Consider the following 17,353-nt stretch of genomic DNA (forward strand, 5'->3'; position numbering starts at 1 on the left):
GTCAAATTGTTTTAATAAATAAAGTATTATATTTATTAAAGTAATATAAAAATTTTAGCTAATCAATTTAATTATAAAGAGTTTTATAATTAAATCCAGGAACTCGACCAAACCATTTTTTAATTAAACGGTTATATTGGCCATCATGTTGCATTTTTACAATTGCCCGATTAATAGCACGCTCGAATTTTTCTTGATGCTTGTTAATGGCAATTCCATAGGGTTCATGGGTAAAGGTCCCTCCGCGCACCTCTAATGTCGGGCTTTCAACCGCAAGACCATATAAAACACCGTTATCACTGGAAAGGGCATCCCCCTGACCAGCTTTTAATGCAACAACTGCTTGACCATAGTCTTGCATTTGCACCACCTTAGCTTGCGGGGCTATTTTTTTAATTACTTCAACTGAATTATCACCAATAATTCCAATAACGGTTTTCCCTTTTAAATCATGAACGTTTTTTATTTTAGAATCTTTTCTAACTAGCAAAGACTGCCCCGTAGCAAAATATGGACGTGAAAAGTTTACCAGTTTCTTGCGCTGCGGCGTAATAGTCATTGTAGCAATTACAGCATCCACATTACCATTTTTAAGAAGTGGAATTCTTGACTGAGCAGTTGCTAAAACAAATTTAGCTTGACCACGTGAGCCTAAAATTTCTTTCGTTACAGCTTTAGCCACATCAACGTCAAAACCTTTTTCCCGATAATCTCTAACATCTGTTAAACTGAATAGCCTGACATCACTTTCAATTCCCCATGTAATTGTTTTAGAAAATTGTGCATTCTTTAAAACATCTTGATCAGAAACTCGCTGACTGCAACCTGCTAACAAACATAGACTGATTAATACCGGAATTAGGTCAAAAATTTTCTTCATATTGACTCTCCCAATAATAAAACAACGGCTGCTCAACAAATTTCAAAGTAGCTCTTAATTACTTATTTTTTGCGTGAATAAGATTTAACATCTTGATCAATTTCTTGAATAAATTGGTCTAAACTTTTAGCTACTTCTTCCTCCGTTCCATAGCGCCGAACATTAACACCATTTGCTTTCATTTCGTTGTCACCTAAAACTAAGGTATAAGGAACTTTTTGTGTCTGCGATTCACGAATTTTATAACCTAATTTTTCATTACGTAAATCTGCTTCTGCTCTAAAACCACGCTTATTTAATTCATCACGAACCTTTTTAGCATAATTAGAATGCGCATCAAGATTAACAGGAATTACTTCAACTTGAACTGGAGCAAGCCACGTTGGAAAGGCACCTTTATAAATTTCAATTAAATAAGCAATAAAGCGTTCCATTGTGCCTACAATTCCGCGGTGCATCATCACTGGGCGATGCTCTTCCCCATCTTGCCCAATATAAGTCAAATTAAATCTTTCTGGTAACATAAAGTCGAGTTGAATTGTTGACATTGTTTCGTCAGCACCCAGAGCTGTTTTAGTTTGAATGTCTAACTTCGGACCATAAAAAGCAGCTTCACCTTCTGCTTCAACATAGTCAAGTCCCATGTCATCCATCGCTTTTTTAAGCATTGATTGACTTCTTTCCCACATTTCATCATTAGCAAAATACTTTTCTGTATTCTTCGGATCGCGATATGACAGTCTGAAATAGTAATCAGTAATATCAAAGTCCTTATAAACGTCCATAATTAATTTCAAAATCTTAGAAAATTCTGCTTGTACTTGGTCAAGCGTAACAAAAGTATGACCATCATTTAAAGTCATCTCACGTACTCGTTGCAAACCTGACAAAGCACCAGATTTTTCATATCTGTGCATCATTCCCAATTCAGCAATTCTAATAGGCAATTCGCGATATGAACGGATATGATGCTTATAAATTTGAATGTGTGACGGACAATTCATTGGGCGAATTTCAAGCATTTCACCATCGCCCATGTCCATTGGAGGAAACATATCATCACGATAATGTGCCCAATGACCTGAGGTCTTATACGCATCTACATTTAAAAGAACTGGGGTATATACATGTTGATAGCCATCTGCAACTTCACGATCAATAATATAACGCTCAACTACGCGCCGAATAGTTGCTCCTTTTGGCATCCAGTATGGTAATCCTGCACCAACTTTAGGATCAACAAAGAATAAATCAAGATCACGCCCAATTGTGCGGTGATCACGTTCTTTAATTTCTTCACGGCGCTTTAAATCAGCCTCAAGATCAGCCTTTTTGAAGAAAGCCGTTCCAGAAATTCTTTGTAGCATTGGATTAGATGACTGCCCCTGCCAATAAGCACCCGCAACCGACAATAATTTAAATTGCTTAATTTTACCAGTATTTGATACCAAAATATCAAAGCCAAAATCAATAAAGTCACCTAACTTATATGCTGTAATTTCATCGCTTGCTTCAGCTTGCAGTAAATCAAGTTTAAAAGCATTATCTCTGAAAATTTCTTGAAGTTCTGCCCGTGACATTGTCACTGCTTCAATTTTTTCACCAGCCTTAATTAAATGCTTAACTACTTTTTCAAGTTCAGGTAATTCACTAATCTTGATTTGGTTTTCTTTGTCAGTATCAACAAAGAACCCATCTGTCTCAGTGCCATGTTCACCTAAACGTAACTCTGGATAAGCTTTCTTCGCTGCTACTTCAAAAACAAAAGCTGCACTATCTCTTAAAATATTTAAACCTTCTTCATCCCGATCAGTAATAATCGCCACCTCAGCATCTTGACTTAGTTCATATTCTACTGGATGAAGTTGTCCGTTAACTCTACCAGCAAGTGCTGCTTTGCCAAGAGAAGTTGAAATGCTGTATGCTAATTCACTAATAGTGACTGTTTGTTCAAAAGCTCGTTTTGATCCATCTGGTAAAATAATTGAAAAGCTCATATTTCCTCCAAATAATAAAAAAAGTCCCAGTGCATTATGCACTGGGACGTATTTAGCGTGGTTCCACCCAATTTAGGCTAGTTCTGTCTAGCCCACTCTTTCTGAATTGATAGTGGAATTCACCCAATTATTTACTCTTTAACAATGAATAAGTGGGGTGTCGACTCTAATGAAAAACTTCCAGAATACTGTCTTTCTCTCTGATACGAGCAACATCATGTTCATTCATTTAATACAATTATACATATTTAACATTTAATTGCAATAATTTTTTAAAAAGCAAAAACATCCACCAATATTTATTAAATTAACTACGCCGATTGGGTCCAGATACAATTATTTCTGTTGCGAGTGTCTTTACACGTTCCATCAGTCGCGCTGCTTTTACTGGGTCAATTGCATTTTTGGTTTCCTTAAAATGTTCTTCTAAATCTGCCATTGCAAAATTAGAGGAGAAAAAGGTCGGCAGTTCATTGTCCATTCGTGCCTGAAGAATTATGCCCAAAACCTCATCTCTTGACCATTGACTTAATATTTCAGCACCAACATCATCTAAAATCAACAAGTCACAGTGAGCTATACGCTGGACTTCATTGGCTAAACTGTTGTCGCCAAAATGACTCGCTAAGTTAGCAATAAAAGTTGGTAAATGCAAAAAAATAACCTGTTTATTCATCGCTGCTATCGAATTAGCAAGACCAGCTAGTAAATAAGTCTTGCCTACGCCAAAATCACCTGATAAATACAAACCCTTTTGATGAACATTTGTTGGATATTTGCGCAAAAATTCTTGAATTTTAGCAATAGCTGTTCTGCGTCCTGCAGTCACTTCCACTTGACTTAAACGTACATTATGCAAATTTAGTGGTAAATTAATTAAACGAACATGCTTTTTGATACTATGATCTCTATCTTGAGCTAATTTGCTTTCTTCAGGAACATACTTAAGTGTAATTGCATTGCTACTTAACATCAATTCTGGACGATAGCCAACAATCACCGGATCTTTATGATGTTGCGAGATATAAAATTCGTATAAACTAGAAAGGCTCGCATTAATCATTTCATCCGTTATTTTATCTTGGTAATTATTAATAAATTTTTGAATTTTAGGATCAGCTAAAATTTGCTTGCGAATCTCGTCAAAATTATTTTTCTTAGTTAGTTTTGAATTATTGTTAATTATTAGCTGATTTATTGCACGCATTTTTTACCTACTTCATACCATTTTCACTTTCAAAATTCTTAAAGAAGTTCTTTAAATCATCTACTGAAACATCAGTTTCATCCTTTGCCTGATGTCTACTCCAATCGGTACCCTTTTCTACTGATTTTTTACTATAGTTACGATAATGACTAACTTTATTCTTTTGTTTAGCCTGTTTTCTTTTAGCAATATATTCTAAAGCTTGTTCTCCTGAATGGACCCCATGTTGCAACCAATCATGTAAAATTGTATTAGTTAAATTATAAGAAAGCTTAGGGCTACTTTGCAGACAAATATACGTTAATATATTAAGCAAGTCTGCTGAGATACCTTTCTGGTTATATAAATTATCAAGTAATTGATACTCATTTGCATCAACAAAATCATGACTCTCATTTTTTAAGTAATAGATAAATTGCGCCGGAGTTTTTTCATGTGCTAATTGCAAAATTTCCTGTTCTTTTTTACTGAATTGCTTATCATTAAAAGTTGAATTTACTTGAATTGTCCGTTTTTGATTCTGTTGCTGTGTATCTGTGCCATGAATGGTGTTTGCAATCGTTCGCTTAATTAATGGCATGTTCAATTGATATTCACCGTGCAAACAAGATAAAGTTTCATCAACAAATTCTTGTTCGGCTAGACCATATGTCCGCATTAGACCGCGAATTGCTTCACGATTTTTATCAATTTCACTATTTGGGATTTGATATATTTCAAATTGCTGTTTCATAAAATCCCAATCAATACTGTCTTGTTGATTGATACTTGCTTGTTGATTTTGATCAACCTGGTTTTCACGCACTGCTTGTTTGACTTCTGGTGAAGGATCGATTGCCTCTGCTTTTGGCAAACTAAAAACATCCATAAATGAAGCGGATATATCTTGTGCATTGGCCAATCCGGTCACAGTATTTTTATTTTGCTTATTCTCATGTGCAAAATCACTACTTAGCTTTTGAAAAACTGTAACACCAACTTTTTCTTTTAATAAACTAGCTAATAATGTTGTGGCAAAAAATTCACTACTACTGGGCACTTCTGCCAAACGAAAAGTTAAAACTTGACCCATAATCTTATTATCGAGTAATTTTGTTTGAACTAATCCGACAGCTTCCAACTTATGTAATGCGCTAAACAAGCTTTTAAGGTCGCAATCTAGTTGTTCTTGTAGACTATACAGTCCATGTGCATCTGACAGAATCATTTGTGGATAGTAATCCTCATTTAAGCTTAGATATAAAGCTAGCGCTAACGCGCCAATTAATGGTTGATATAACTTAACCAGAATGCGTAGTGCAGTTACAGAAATTTCTACCCGATTAATAATTAAAAAAGGCTGTTTAGGATTGGGTGTCATAAACATGACTAATTACCCTTCTCTCTTTTTGCCATCATATCTTCCATTGTCTTCATAAAACTAGACATATCCTTAAATTCACGATAAATTGATGCAAACCGAATATAGGCAACATCATCTAATTCAGCTAATTCATCCATAACCAATTTTCCAATTTTTTTAGATGAAATCTCACTAATTCCTTGTTGTCTAATTTTATTTTCTACATGATCAACTAGTTGTTCAAATTGAGAACTAGTAATGGGGCGTTTTTGTCCAGCAGCCATTACACCATGAAGTATTTTTTTGCGGTTAAATGGTTCCCGTGTACCATCATTTTTAATTACTAATAAAGGTGTTGTCTCAATTCGTTCAAAAGTAGTAAACCGAAAACCACAATTTTCACATTCTCTTCGCCGTCTTATTGATCTATTTTCATCACTAGGTCGTGAATCAATGACACGAGATGCATTTTGTCGACAATTAGGACATTCCATACTCTGACTCCTTAATTATTTTACTAATCAATTTATCTAATTTAGTTTCTAAAACTTTTATTGTACTGGTATTTAAAATTACATAATCAGCCAACTTTGCTTTTTGGGCTAACGACATCTGGCTATTAATTCGAGCTATCGCATCTTTTTCAGTTAAATTGTCTCGTACCATTAAACGCTTGATTTGTTCACTTTCTGGTAAAGCAATTAAAATACTACAATCACATAAATTTCGAGCTTTAGATTCAAAAAGTAGTGGTGCATCAAGAACAACAATCAGCTCACCTACCTTTTTATATCGAGTAATTTTAGCCTGAATTTCTTTTAAAATCAATGGATGTGTAATAGCATTCAGCCTTTTCAATTGCTGCTTATCATTAAAAACTATTTGCCCAAGTTTTGCACGATTAATTGATTTATCTGAATTTAAAATATTACATCCAAATTCTGTCACTACAACTTTATAGCCTGCATAATCTATATTTAAAATCTCATGAGCAATTCTGTCACTATCAATGACTGGTATCTTCTTTTTACGAAAGAATGCATCTGCCGTACTCTTCCCGCTAGCAATTCCACCAGTTAAGCCTATCACGATAGTCACTTATAAATCACCTGACAATTGGGACAAAATGTAGTACCACGTCCTGATACCTTGATTTTTTCTAATAAAACCCCACAACGTGAGCAAGGCTCACCTTTATGTCCATATACCTTCAGTAATTTTTGAAAATCGCCCGTATCACCGTTTGCATCAAGATAAGTATGTATGGTTGTGCCGTGCTTTTTTATGGCCAAGTCAATTAGTTCATTAATATTATCGTGCAATTGATGTCCTTGAAACTGCGGAATTTGATTGGCTAAACTTAGTGGGTGAATTTTTGTTTGCCACAATACTTCATCAACGTAAATATTACCAAGTCCAGCAACAATTGTTTGGTCAAGCAGTACATTTTTTATATTCTTTTTTTTGCGACTAAGTGCATTCATCAAGTACTGTGTAGTAAATTCAGATGAATTAGGTTCGCAGCCCAATTTACTAATACCGGTTACTTCCTTTTCTGTACCAGTCTTAACCAATTGCATGCGTCCAAATTTACGGACATCATTATAGCGTAATGCTGTTTTGTCTGTAAAAGCTATTTGAACATGATCGTGCTTATCTTTAGGTGTATTAACCTCTACTAAATGATATTTACCTTCCATCCGCAAATGAGAAACAATAGTTAATTGACCACTTAAACGAATTAGTAAATATTTTGCATAACGATCTATCGTTTCGATTTTCTTACCTACTAATTGCTGAATAAATTGCTCAGAATCACTAGCAATAATTTTGGGATACCACACCGTAACTGCTTGAATCGTTTTTCCTTTAACCAAAGGAAGAAGAGTTCGGCGAACTGTTTCTACTTCTGGCATTTCTGGCATTGATCTATCTCCTTACTTTGCATCAAACCAATCATGACCATAGCCTGAATCAGCAACCAATGGAATATCTAAATGTACTGCTGATTGCATCACTGCAGGAACAATCTCTTTGATAGTTGCTAACTCATCTTTAGGAACATCAAAAATCAATTCATCATGAACTTGAACAACCATTTTTGTTTTTAAATGAAGTTCATCTAACTTGCGTTGCATATTAATCATCGCAATTTTAATAATATCTGCTGCAGATCCTTGAATTGGCGAATTAATTGCAGTACGTTCAGCAAATGATCGAATATTAAAGTTTTTAGCGTGAATATCTGGTAAATAACGCCGGCGATGCATAATAGTTTCAGCATAACCCTTTTCACGAGCTATTTGAACCGCTTTATCCATATATTCTTTAATTTGGGGGTATTGTTCAAAGTAATTATCGATAAATTCTTGAGCTTGCTTACGACTGATATTCAAATTTTTGGATAGGCCATAATCTGAAATGCCATAAACAATACCAAAATTAACTGCTTTGGCTCTACGCCTCATTAATGGGGTTACTTCTGCTGGAGATTTCAATTTGAAAATTTTCATAGCAGTATGCGCATGAATATCATAGCCAGTTCTAAAAGCTTCTTGCATTTGCTCATCACCAGAAACTTGAGCTAAAATCCGTAATTCTATTTGAGAATAATCGCAAGAAAAAATGTAACCAGCTGGATCACTTGGTACAAAGGCTTTTCTAATCTGCTTACCTTCCTGTGTCCGAGTAGGAATATTTTGTAAATTCGGATCAACAGAGGATAAACGCCCAGTTGCTGTTAAAGTCTGTAGATAGCGCGTATGAACTCGTCCATCATGCTTAATTACATCAAGTAACCCATTAACATAGGTTGACTGAATTTTGGCAGTTTGCCGATAAGTTAAAATATCAGCAATAATGGGACTTTGATCTTGCAATTGTGTTAAAACATCAACTGAAGTTGAATAACCGGTTTTTGTTTTTTTAATAGCAGGCAACCCCAACTTTTCAAATAAAATGTGACCTAATTGCTTCGGTGAATTAATATTAAACTCTTCGCCGGCCTCTTTATATATTTTTCTTTCTAAATTTTTGAGTTCAACGGCAAACTCTTTTTGCAAATCAGTTAAAGTATGGGCTTGAACTTTAATCCCGTTAATCTCCATAATTGCTAATACTCGAGCTACAGGCAGTTCAATACTTGCATATAAGTCATCTTGTTCATGGTCTTTAAGTTTACTCAAGAGCGATTCTTTTAAGCTAGCAATAGCTTCAACTTTGGTAGCAAGATGATTATACAGCAACTGATCATCAGCAGGTATTTGTTGACTTTTACCCTTACCATATACCTCATGATCATGTTTTACTGAATTATCACCATACATGTTGCAAATCTCCGCCATATCATCAGAATTATTTTCATTATTAATCAGATATGAAGCTAAGAGCATATCGTATTCGATTCCTTGAACTTGAATACCTAAACGTCTTAAACCAACTATTGTTCTTTTTAAATCAAAAACATTTTTTTTGATTTTTTCATTCTCTAGGATACTTTTTAGTTCGTTATTCTTTAAAAGATTTACATCGCGACTAAGATAAACTTGCTTATCAATCGCAAAAGCAAAACCAACAAAAGTAGCTGAATGATAATTTGCCCCCAGCATTCCTAAATAAAAGCTAATCGTCTCAGTTTCCTTGACCTTTAAGGCGAGGTTTTTATCGGTTAATTCAGTAAATTCAACATTAGATGCTTGATAAGCACTGTCATTTGGTTCCAATAATTTAGGCGACGGTTCTAAATCATTTAGAAATTTACGAAAATTCATTTTTTCATAAAAATGACGTAATGCATCATAATCAACACTTCTCTTTTTCAAATCAGCAAGACCAATCGTCACCGGTGTACTGCAATTGATTGTAGCAAGCTTCTTAGCCAAAAAGGCCTTATCCTTATCCTTTATTAAATTTTCTTTTAATTTTGACTTTTTTAATTCATCAACATGTTCATATAAGCTTTCAATTGAACCATATTCTTGAATAAGCTGTGTAGCAGTCTTAGGTCCAACCTTAGTCACACCAGGATAATTATCTGAATTATCCCCCATTAGAGCTTTCATATCAATAAACTCAGTAGGTGTTACTCCATTAACCTCTTTCATATGTTCTGGCGTATATGCTTCCAGGTTCAGTACACCTGATTTAGTCACCATTACTGTTACTTTATCTGATGCTAATTGTGTTAAATCCTTATCCCCAGTTACTATGGTTACTTCAAAATTGTTTTTTTCACCAATTTTTGAAAAAGTACCAATTATATCATCTGCTTCATAATCAGCTAATTCATACGTAGCAATCCCCAAATCATGTAATAGTTCATGAATATATGGTAATTGCTCAGACAGTTCAGGTGGGGTTTTTTGCCTGCCACCTTTATAATCACTATACATGGCAGTTCTAAAAGTGGTTTTACCAGCATCAAACGCAACCAAAATATGGTCAGGCTGAACATCACTAAGTAAAACATCGAGCATATTTTTAAAAGTATAAATGGCATTAGTATGTAAACCATCTGCGTTTTTAAAATTTTCAAGTTGACGGTACAGGGCATAAAACGCCCGAAATGCAATCGAATTACCATCAATTAAAAGTAATTTTTGATTAGCCATTGAATCTCCTCACAAGTAAAGCTATAGTTTCTTTTATTCTAACAGTTTTTTTTACTTCTTGCAGAATGCAATCCTTTCCAAGAAAAAAATGACCAAACCAAAATAATAGGCAGTCAATTTGAAAATCTAAAACTTCAAAATAAAAAAAGCAAATAATATAATTATTTGCTCATTTAATTAAACTATTTTATCAATCTTTACTATAATTAATCAAACACTTCTAAGTTAGAGCAATTTTTCAAAAGCAGCTTCATACTTTTGAATATCGCCAGCTCCCATAAAGACAATTACACAATCCTTAATTTTGGTTAAATCAGCAATGTTATCAAGATCAATCACTTCAGCATTAGGAATCTTTGCCACCAAGTCCTCACTGGAAATTGCTCCACTACTTTCTCTAGCTGAAGCATAAATTGGCGTGATATATGCTTTATCAACACCACACAAAATATCAATAAATTCATTAGCGTATTTCTTTGTTCTTGTGAAGGTATGCGGTTGAAAAACAACAACTAAATTTTTATCAGGAAACTTTTGCCGAGTAGCTTGAATGGTTGCCCGCATTTCCGTTGGATGGTGGGCATAGTCATCAATTATACTAAATCCACCTAAATCTTTTTCAGAAAAACGCCGTTTTGCTCCCTTATATGTTAATAAACCTTTTTGAATCGCTGCTAATGGAATATTCTCTGTATCTGCAACAGCAATTACTGCTGTTGCATTTAGAATGTTATGATCACCATACAAATGAATAGAAAATTTGCCAATTTTTTCTCCATGGTGCAGAACACTAAAACTGGACCCAGCAGTAGACCGCCTAATATCTACTGCCTGAAAATCATCATTTCTATTAAAACCGTATGTATATTTATGGGCATTAGTATGTAATTTTTGTAAACGCTCATCTGCTCCCCAAACAAATAACCCCTTTTGCGTTTGATCAGCTGCTGTTTGAAAGGCAGCAGTATAATCCGCTTGATCTTTAAAATAATCAGGATGATCAAAATCAATATTGGTCATTATTTGATAATCAGGATGATAAGCTAAAAAATGCCGGCGATATTCATCAGCCTCATAAGCAAAAAAGCGTGAGTCTTTAACACCTTTTCCTTCACCGTCACCAATCAAATAAGAGGTAGGCGATGCCGTTTTTAAAACTTGAGCCAGCAAGCCAGTAGTCGATGTTTTACCGTGAGTACCAGAGACGCCAATACTGGTATGTAATCTAATGATTTCTTCAACTGTATCAGGATAACTTTGCCAAGATAGATTTTTCTCTTGACAAGTACTTACTTCAATATTGTCCTCTTTAAAAGCATTCCCTTTAACAATTACTTGACCAGTATCTTTAATATTATTGGCCGCAAATTTAGTGACTTTGATACCAGCTTCTGCTAAAGGAGTTTGCGTAAAAGTGTATTTTTCGATATCACTTCCCGCAACGTTATAGCCTAAATCATTAAGCAATAAAGCCAACGAAGCCATTCCTGTACCTTTAATTCCAATAAACCAAATTTGTTTATTCTTATCTAACATATTTTAAGCTCCAAAATTTCATTTAACACTGGTTATCATTCTACCATTATTTTTATCAAAAAAGCAGCACAGACTAATATTTCAGCATTAAAAAAGCCTCAAAAGTTAACTAACTTTTAGACTTATTTTTATACTATTTGTTAATTACAAACCAATCTTTCCGCTGGCTAATAATTCATCACATTCAGCAGGATCAAATGCTGCACCTACTGGAAAATCGTCGGGTACAACTAATATTCCTCGTTTTTGGGGAGCATGAACAAGTCCTAACTCGCGTGCTGAGCATATCATTCCATATGAATCAACATGCCGCAATGCCCCAGGCCAAATTTGTTGCCCATTAGGCATTAAGGTACCGGGAAGAGCTACCACAACCTTTTGTCCTTGAGCAATATTAGGAGCTCCACAAACAATTTGATATTCTTCATTATCGCCTACATTAACAGTTGTAACATGTAAATGATCAGAATCGGGATGCTTTTCACATGTCTTCACATAGCCATAGACTAGAGTCGGTTTACCATAGGCAAGCTGATCAGTAAAACCAACTTCTGCTAATTTTTGATTTAAAGCCGCCAAATCAGTTTCAGAAAGCTTAACTTGTCCATCAGATAAACCATTATAATTAATTAATTGATCAACATTAAAAAAGTTATAACCAATCACATTGCCTTGTTCATCAACAATCTGGGTAACATCGCCTTTTTCGTTATATTCACTTTTACCATGGTCTTGACCCAAAATCACAATTAAAGTCTTGGGATAACTACGCTTATTAATACTAGTAATCATTTAGCAAAATCCTCTTTCATTAGTCCAATGACCGCAAAAAATTTTCAACTTCTTCTTTGGTTTTACGATCCTTATTAACTAGTCTACCAATTTCTTGACCATCTTGGTAGACAACAAAAGATGGAATTCCCATAATATCCATTTCTTTAGCCAGGTCAACAGCTCCATCGCGGTCAATCTGATAAAATTTGCTATCAGCAAAATCTTTTTCAATTGCTGGTAAAAATTGATCCAAAAAACGGCAATCAGGACACCAATCAGCAGAAAATTCCAGAATTACTCGGCCACTTTTTGTTATTTCAGTTAATTTATCTTTATCAAATGCTTTAATTTGTTCCATCTTTAAAACCTCACGTCTTCCTAAAGTACTTAATTATTTTACCCCAAAATCAGCATGTAGAGCATAAATTGGATTACCCTTAGCCGCAAATTTATGCTCATATTCAGTTTCAATATTGTTTGCAATAATTTCGTGAACCTCATTATGCAAATCAACTGAAACAAAATCAAAATTCATACCATAATTATTCATACTTTGTACAGAATACGCAAATAATCTAGCATTATCTGTTTTAAATTCAAGATGACCATGCGGGGTGATTATTTTTTGATATTTCTGTAAAAATGATTTATAGGTCAGACGCCGCTTTTCATGGCGACTTTTTGGCCAAGGATCACTAAAATTCAAATATAATACATCAGCGCTGTCAAGTGCAAAATAACAATCTATATTAGCTGCATCAGCACATAAAATTTGCAAATTATTTAAATTTTTTGCTAGCTTCGAACGTAAAATCATTCCCGCCGCTGAAATTTGTAACTCAACTGCCACAAAATTTTTTTCAGGGTGTTGCTCAGCCAAGGTCGTAATGAACTGCCCTTTCCCTGAACCAATTTCAATTTCAAGTGGCTTAGTATCGTCAGCAAAACGATCAGCCCAATTTATTGTATTTTGTGGATCTGGTCGATCTAAAACACTCTCTGGATGTTGCTTAACTAAACTAACGGCCCACGGCTTATTACGTAACCTCATTGATTATATCTTCCTTTGCTTAACTTTCCACGGTAAATACCAATGAGCAATTAGCCAGCTAAATAATAGTAAAAGGCTACTTGCTTCAAATAATTGCAAATTAACTGGTAGAATAAGTAACCAAAAAATGCTAATTATCACCCACTGCATAAATAAAGCTAAGGACAAGACTTTTAAAAGATCCTGTCCTCTTTTAATATGCTCAATCGGATATACCTGATACATAATATTATTATCAAATTCGTTTGCCATTGGCAATAATTGATAAACCGTTAAAAAAACTACTAATGAGCATAAGGTCAAGGCCCATAGCCAATTTTGAACAAGCAAAGAAATTAAGCCAGCAAAAGCAGTCATTCTAACTAATAAATTCAAATTTTCTGGATTGCGTAGTAAAGCCCGCCGATAAAGAAATTTATTAGGGTTTTCGTTTCTGAGTGATTTAGGAAGTAAAAAGTCTAAGTATTTACGTCGTCTAATTTTGACTTTTCGCTCTTTAACATCCGTAAACATGCTAAATACGCCATATACTTGATTTTTGCGCCTTTGCTCTAGCTCTACTGCATATTGCCAATCAAACAAGGCAGTATTTTGTGGTTTAAAAGTTGCTCCACTAATAATTATCGCTAATAGAATAACTACAAGAAACATCGTCTTCGGCCACATCATCAATACTGCAAAAGTGATAAAAAACAACGTATTTACCAAAAAAAGGGATATTTTTTTATTATAAAACAAATTATATTCCATTACTTTTAGTTGGGCAATTTTGGCAAGGAAAACTGCTAAAACCGCTAAGCAATATGATAATATAGGAATTTTAGCTTTAATTAAGGCAAATGGAAATAAGATTCCAGCAATTAATACTAAACATATTAGAGGAACCAATAAACTATAACTGCGCATTATTTTTAAATATGCGCGCATATTTTTATCCTGAGGTAACAGAAATTGGATATCTGCAGCTTGAAGCAAGGTTACTAATTTGCCTATAAGTAAGGGCATACTTAAGATAAGGCCAACTAAAGGTTTGTAAAAATACAAATTTGGTGGCATTTTTTTCATGCTTTGAGCATACCAAAACATTAATGCGCCAAACAAAAAAATTATGGCTAAAATAAAAAAATCGTTAAAAACCAGGGTCAAATATTTAAGAGATTGCTGTAAATTTTTCTGCAATCTATTTTTAGCTAAATCTTGCATGCCGTTGCTCCTGATTAAGAATTCGATATATCTTATCAAATGAATCTGTCGCGGTTAAACCATAATGTAGCCGAATATCTGATATACTACCAATTACTTCAATTTCACCATTATTTAAAACTGCATAATTAGAAATTACCTGTTCCGCATCAGCCAAAATATGGGTAGACATTAACACCATTTTTCCAGTTGCAATCGCCTCTTTAATTAGATCAATCAAATTAGTTACGGCTAACGGATCAAGCCCTGTAAAGGGTTCATCAATCACTAAAAGATCGGTATCAGCCAAAAAAGCTGCTACAATCATAACCTTCTGCTTCATTCCTTTTGAAAAGTGAACTGGTAACCAATCCAATTTATCTTCGAGCCTAAATAATTGTAGCAGTTGCTGTGCTCTGACCCAGGCTTTTTCTTCATTTAACTGATAGCTAAGAATAATTAACGCTAAATGCTCTTTCAAAGTTAGTTCTGGATATAAAACAGGCACTTCTGGAATATAGGCGACCTGTCTTTTAAAAGCAGTTGGTTGTTTATTTAACGAAACTTCATTTAAAGTGATTTTTCCCTTTTGTGGTCGCAAAAGCCCTAAAATGTGCTTGATTGTGGTCGATTTTCCTGCACCATTTAGCCCAATAATACCTAATGCTTGACCTGACTTAATTGTCAAATTTATATCTTTAATTACTGGAACGCCTGCATAGCCGCCAGTTAAATGTTCAATTTTTAGAACCATAATCCCTATCTTTCTTTTAATGAATTTACTCAATATATATGATAGCATGATATTAAAAGAAACTAAATTTTGAAATTAAGAGGTTTAAAGATGGACGAATTAGAACAAGACTGCCTATTTTGTAAAATCATTCGTGGTGAAGTACCAAGCTACACTATATTTGAAAATGAAGATATTTATGCTTTTTTAGATTTATCACAAGTAAATCCAGGGCATAGCCTAATGATACCTAAAAAACATATAGTTAACTTATTTGACTATACTCCTAATGAGGCCCAAAAATATTTACAATACATTCCTACTATTGCTAATGCGATTAAGCAATTTGATTCTAAGATAACCGGAATGAATATCACTACTAATAATGGAACTAGTGCTGGACAAGTGATTATGCACTCACACATTCATTTTATTCCTCGTTTTGAAGGTGATGGCTTGACCACAGCTACACGAAATAACGAAAAAAAGTATACTAAAGCTGACTATCAAAAGATTGCCACTCAAATTAAAAGCAATTTTTAAGGAGAAATTATGAAACACTTTAATTTTAGTGTAGGACTAGTAATCGGTTCCGCAACGGGGACAATTTTATCATTAATCCGTTTTAAAAATGGTCAACGCCTAGGTCAACCATTGCAAGATCAATCTCAAGCTACTCAAAATGATATTAATAATCTCAAAAAAAACCTTAACAACTTACAAGAAGCTAAGCAAAAGTTAAATGATGCTTTACCAGCTGGTAAAAAAACTAGCGTTGAATTAGAAAATGATTTTAAATACTACCAGATGAAAGTTGATCGTATCCTTAAAAATCTAGCTACAAGCCAGCAGAAGTTAAGCAGAAATTTTAGTAATAATAAAGAATAAATGGTAAAGAAAGTTTGAATTTTTTGATGAAAATTAGCAAATTAAAAACGTAAATTTCTAGTTTATGTTATATTAGTTGCTGATGACTTAATTTATTAAGGATGTGGAGAGTTTATTTTATGAAAAAATATTTTAAAACATTTGCTACAGTTGCTGCTGTAGCCGGAATTGCATTGTCAACTACTGCTTGTTCTAATGGTGGAAAGGCTGTTGCTTCATATAAAGGCGGGAAAATTACTCAACAGGAGTATTACGATGAAATGAAAAAGTCACAAGCCGGCCAAACTGCTTTAGCAAATATGATTATCAATCACGTTTTGGATGAACAATATGGCAGTAAAGTTTCAAAGAAACAAGTTGATAAGCAATTTGATAATTACAAAAAACAATATGGTGCGCAGTTTAGTGCTGTCTTGCAGCAAAATGGGATGACTGTTTCAAGTTTTAAGCAAAATTTAAAAACTAACCTACTTACCGAGGAAGCTTTAAAAGATATTAAGAAAATTTCTAAGAGTCAAGAAGATAAGGCTTGGAAATCATACCAGCCCAAAGTAACTGTACAACATATTTTGGTGGCTAAAAAATCACAAGCGGAAAATATTATTAGTGAATTAAATGATGGTAAAAGTTTTAGTAGCCTCGTTAAAAAATATTCACTTGATACTGGCACTAAGTCAAAAGCAGGAAAATTACCTGCCTTTGACTCAACCGATTCAAGTTTAGATCCTGCTTTTAAAAATGCGGCATTTAAATTAAAAACCGGTCAGACAACTAAAGAACCAGTAAAATCACAATCAGGTTATCACGTGATTAAAATGATTAACCATCCATCTAAAGGGACGTTTGCTTCTCATAAAAAAGCTATTGATGAAGAGATTTATCATTCAATGGCGCAAGATCAAGAAACAATGCGTAGTGTAATTGCGACAGTTTTGAAGAAAGCTGATATTCAAATTAAAGATAACGATTTGAAGAATGTTTTATCTTCATACGTAAGTGCCGGTGACATCAATAAAAAGTAGTTAGCTGAACTACTTAATTGAGGCTTATTGCAATATTAATTTCAATAAGCCTTTATTAAGCCTTTATTGTTAGCTAACAATAAAGGGATCATTTATCCGTAACCAAATAAAAAATACTGTTAATGGTTTAA

17 protein-coding genes are annotated in these 17,353 nt (G+C 34.0%); 3 read left to right on the forward strand and 14 right to left on the reverse strand.

Features of this window, described 5'->3' with window-relative positions; translation table 11 throughout:
• Nucleotides 1-67: 67 nt before the first annotated feature.
• The 14 genes from BM203_RS03815 to BM203_RS03880 all read right to left on the reverse strand — a co-directional run bounded on the left by BM203_RS03815 (nt 68) and on the right by BM203_RS03880 (nt 15,333).
• Nucleotides 68-880, reverse strand: a complete 813-nt coding sequence (locus BM203_RS03815; RefSeq protein WP_090092888.1) for a transporter substrate-binding domain-containing protein — start codon at nt 878-880, stop codon at nt 68-70.
• A 62-nt stretch (nt 881-942) separates the two neighbouring features.
• Complete coding sequence (gene thrS / locus BM203_RS03820; protein WP_090092889.1) at nt 943-2,877, reverse strand: threonine--tRNA ligase; 1,935 nt, start codon at nt 2,875-2,877, stop codon at nt 943-945.
• Nucleotides 2,878-3,184: 307 nt separating this feature from the next.
• Nucleotides 3,185-4,084, reverse strand: a complete 900-nt coding sequence (gene dnaI, locus BM203_RS03825; protein ID WP_090092891.1) for a primosomal protein DnaI — start codon at nt 4,082-4,084, stop codon at nt 3,185-3,187.
• A 7-nt stretch (nt 4,085-4,091) separates the two neighbouring features.
• Nucleotides 4,092-5,450 carry a DnaD domain protein gene (locus BM203_RS03830; protein WP_090092892.1) on the reverse strand — a complete coding sequence of 453 codons (1,359 nt, stop codon included), beginning with the start codon at nt 5,448-5,450 and terminating at the stop codon, nt 4,092-4,094.
• A 2-nt stretch (nt 5,451-5,452) separates the two neighbouring features.
• Nucleotides 5,453-5,920, reverse strand: a complete 468-nt coding sequence (gene nrdR, locus BM203_RS03835; RefSeq protein WP_090092894.1) for a transcriptional regulator NrdR — start codon at nt 5,918-5,920, stop codon at nt 5,453-5,455.
• A complete protein-coding gene (coaE, locus tag BM203_RS03840; RefSeq protein WP_090092895.1) occupies nt 5,907-6,524 on the reverse strand; it encodes a dephospho-CoA kinase in 618 nt (205 codons plus the stop codon). The genes nrdR and coaE overlap by 14 nt, the downstream gene beginning before the upstream one ends.
• Nucleotides 6,521-7,351, reverse strand: coding sequence for a DNA-formamidopyrimidine glycosylase (gene mutM / locus BM203_RS03845; RefSeq protein ID WP_090092897.1), 831 nt, complete (start codon nt 7,349-7,351; stop codon nt 6,521-6,523). Before mutM ends, coaE begins: the two co-directional genes overlap by 4 nt.
• A gap of 12 nt (nt 7,352-7,363) precedes the next feature.
• On the reverse strand, nt 7,364-10,036 hold the full coding sequence (gene polA / locus BM203_RS03850; RefSeq protein ID WP_090092898.1) for a DNA polymerase I: 2,673 nt from the start codon (nt 10,034-10,036) through the stop codon (nt 7,364-7,366).
• 225 nt (nt 10,037-10,261) lie between these two features.
• Nucleotides 10,262-11,572 carry a UDP-N-acetylmuramate--L-alanine ligase gene (gene murC, locus BM203_RS03855; RefSeq protein WP_090092900.1) on the reverse strand — a complete coding sequence of 437 codons (1,311 nt, stop codon included), beginning with the start codon at nt 11,570-11,572 and terminating at the stop codon, nt 10,262-10,264.
• Between the two features lie 144 nt (nt 11,573-11,716).
• Entirely contained in the window at nt 11,717-12,364 is a 648-nt protein-coding gene (ytpR, locus tag BM203_RS03860) for a YtpR family tRNA-binding protein (protein ID WP_090092901.1), read from the reverse strand.
• Between the two features lie 19 nt (nt 12,365-12,383).
• On the reverse strand, nt 12,384-12,704 hold the full coding sequence (locus BM203_RS03865; RefSeq protein WP_090092903.1) for a thioredoxin family protein: 321 nt from the start codon (nt 12,702-12,704) through the stop codon (nt 12,384-12,386).
• Between the two features lie 33 nt (nt 12,705-12,737).
• Entirely contained in the window at nt 12,738-13,397 is a 660-nt protein-coding gene (gene trmB, locus BM203_RS03870) for a tRNA (guanosine(46)-N7)-methyltransferase TrmB (RefSeq protein WP_090092904.1), read from the reverse strand.
• Nucleotides 13,398-13,400: 3 nt separating this feature from the next.
• Nucleotides 13,401-14,600 carry an ABC transporter permease gene (locus tag BM203_RS03875; protein WP_090092906.1) on the reverse strand — a complete coding sequence of 400 codons (1,200 nt, stop codon included), beginning with the start codon at nt 14,598-14,600 and terminating at the stop codon, nt 13,401-13,403.
• Nucleotides 14,584-15,333, reverse strand: a complete 750-nt coding sequence (locus BM203_RS03880) for an ABC transporter ATP-binding protein (protein WP_090092908.1) — start codon at nt 15,331-15,333, stop codon at nt 14,584-14,586. The genes BM203_RS03875 and BM203_RS03880 overlap by 17 nt, the downstream gene beginning before the upstream one ends.
• A gap of 90 nt (nt 15,334-15,423) precedes the next feature.
• Here BM203_RS03880 and BM203_RS03885 point away from each other — a divergent pair, with 90 nt between their 5' ends.
• The 3 genes from BM203_RS03885 to BM203_RS03895 all read left to right on the forward strand — a co-directional run bounded on the left by BM203_RS03885 (nt 15,424) and on the right by BM203_RS03895 (nt 17,222).
• Nucleotides 15,424-15,855, forward strand: a complete 432-nt coding sequence (locus BM203_RS03885) for an HIT family protein (protein ID WP_090092909.1) — start codon at nt 15,424-15,426, stop codon at nt 15,853-15,855.
• Between the two features lie 9 nt (nt 15,856-15,864).
• Nucleotides 15,865-16,200: a hypothetical protein gene (locus tag BM203_RS03890; RefSeq protein WP_090092911.1), complete on the forward strand. Its 336-nt coding sequence runs from the start codon at nt 15,865-15,867 to the stop codon at nt 16,198-16,200.
• A 119-nt stretch (nt 16,201-16,319) separates the two neighbouring features.
• Entirely contained in the window at nt 16,320-17,222 is a 903-nt protein-coding gene (locus tag BM203_RS03895) for a peptidylprolyl isomerase PrsA (protein ID WP_090092913.1), read from the forward strand.
• Nucleotides 17,223-17,353: the final 131 nt, after the last annotated feature.

Source organism: Lactobacillus bombicola, assembly GCF_900112665.1.
Classification (GTDB): Bacteria; Bacillota; Bacilli; order Lactobacillales; family Lactobacillaceae; genus Lactobacillus; species Lactobacillus bombicola.